General features: G+C 69.5%; 1 protein-coding gene. It reads left to right on the plus strand.

Going from position 1 to position 1500, the window contains the following annotated elements; genetic code table 11:
• Positions 1-235 precede the first annotated feature (235 nt).
• Positions 236-1474 carry an IS110 family transposase gene (locus tag E1289_RS37545; RefSeq protein WP_131988937.1) on the plus strand — a complete coding sequence of 413 codons (1239 nt, stop codon included), beginning with the start codon at positions 236-238 and terminating at the stop codon, positions 1472-1474.
• Positions 1475-1500: the final 26 nt, after the last annotated feature.

Genomic DNA, 1500 nt, shown 5'->3' on the forward strand with positions numbered 1-1500 from the left:
CCTAATCAGTTCTGGGAGTCGCCATCCGGCAGACTCCGGGTTGGTGGCCAGCCGGTAGGTGAGCACTCGTGGTTCCTGGACGTTGAGTCCTGATGAAAGATCGTGCCCCTGCCGGTGTGCCGGGAGAGTTGATCGCTGCTGGGATGTCGTGCCCGTCCTCCGATCGGAGACGTGAGCACTGCTTGATTAGGTCGCTGATGGTTCTCCCGCAGGCTGCTGACCGGTGGTTTCGGTGATGGGAGAGACGTTGCGATTGTTTGTTGGGGACGACTGGGCCGAGGCGCATCACGATGTCGAGTTGATGGACGCCGCGGGACGACGGCTGGCCAGGGCGCGGCTGCCCGAGGGGGTGGCCGGGATGACCCGGCTGCACGCGATGGTCGCTGAACAGGCCGGTGATGCCGCGGACGAGGATGTGGAGGTGGTGGTCGGGATCGAGACCGACCGGGGGCCGTGGGTGCTGGCGCTGGTGGCGGCCGGCTACACGGTGCTGGCGGTGAACCCGCTGCAGGCCGCGCGTTACCGCCAACGCCTGGCGGTGTCGGGCGCCAAGAGTGACGCCGCCGACGCGCACATGCTGGCCGACATGGTCCGCACCGACGCCCACCAGCTGCGCCCGGTCGCCGGAGACAGCGCGCAGGCCGAGGCGGTCAAGGTGGTGGCGCGCACCCACAAGACCCTGATCTGGGAACGCACCCGCCACACCCAGCGGCTGCGGCACGCCCTGCGCGACTACTTCCCCGCCGCGCTGGCGGCGTTCGAGGACCTGGACGCCCCCGAGACGCTGGAACTGCTGGCCAGGGCACCCGACCCGGCGTCGGCGGCCAGACTGACCATCGCCCAGATCAGCGCCGCGCTCAAACGGGCCCGCCGCCGCAACGTGGGCGAGAAGGCCGCGCGGATCCAGTCGGCGCTGCGCACCGAGCAGCTTGGCCAGCCCACCGTGGTCACCGCCGCCTACGCGGCCTCGACCCGCGCCCTGGTCGCCGTGCTGGCGGCCGTGGACGAGCAGGTCACACTCATGCGCAAGGAGGTCGAGGCCCATTTTGGGCGGCACCCGGCCGCTGAGATCATCCTCAGCCAGCCCGGCTTGGGGCCCGTCCTCGGCGCCCGGGTGCTCGCAGAGTTCGGCGACGACCCCGACCGCTACGCCACCACCAAGGCCCGCAAGAACTACGCCGGAACCTCCCCGATCACTCGTGCCTCGGGCAGGAAAAGGGTCGTCGCCGCCCGGTTCGTGCACAACGACCGGCTCGTCGACGCACTGCTCGTCCAAGCATCCATCGCGATCACCAAATCGCCCGGCGCCCGCGCCTACTACCAGCGGCAACGCGCCCGCGACGCCGCCTACAACACCGCGCTCCGCCAAGTCGCCAACCGGCTCGTCGGCATCCTGCACGGCTGCCTCAAAACCGGAACGCTCTACGACGAGACGACCGCCTGGTCGCATCACCCTCAAAGCGCCGCGGCTTGACATTCAAACCTCCTGGGATGTCTTTC

The organism is Actinomadura sp. 6K520 (genome assembly GCF_004349245.1).
Lineage (GTDB): Bacteria > Actinomycetota > Actinomycetes > Streptosporangiales > Streptosporangiaceae > Spirillospora.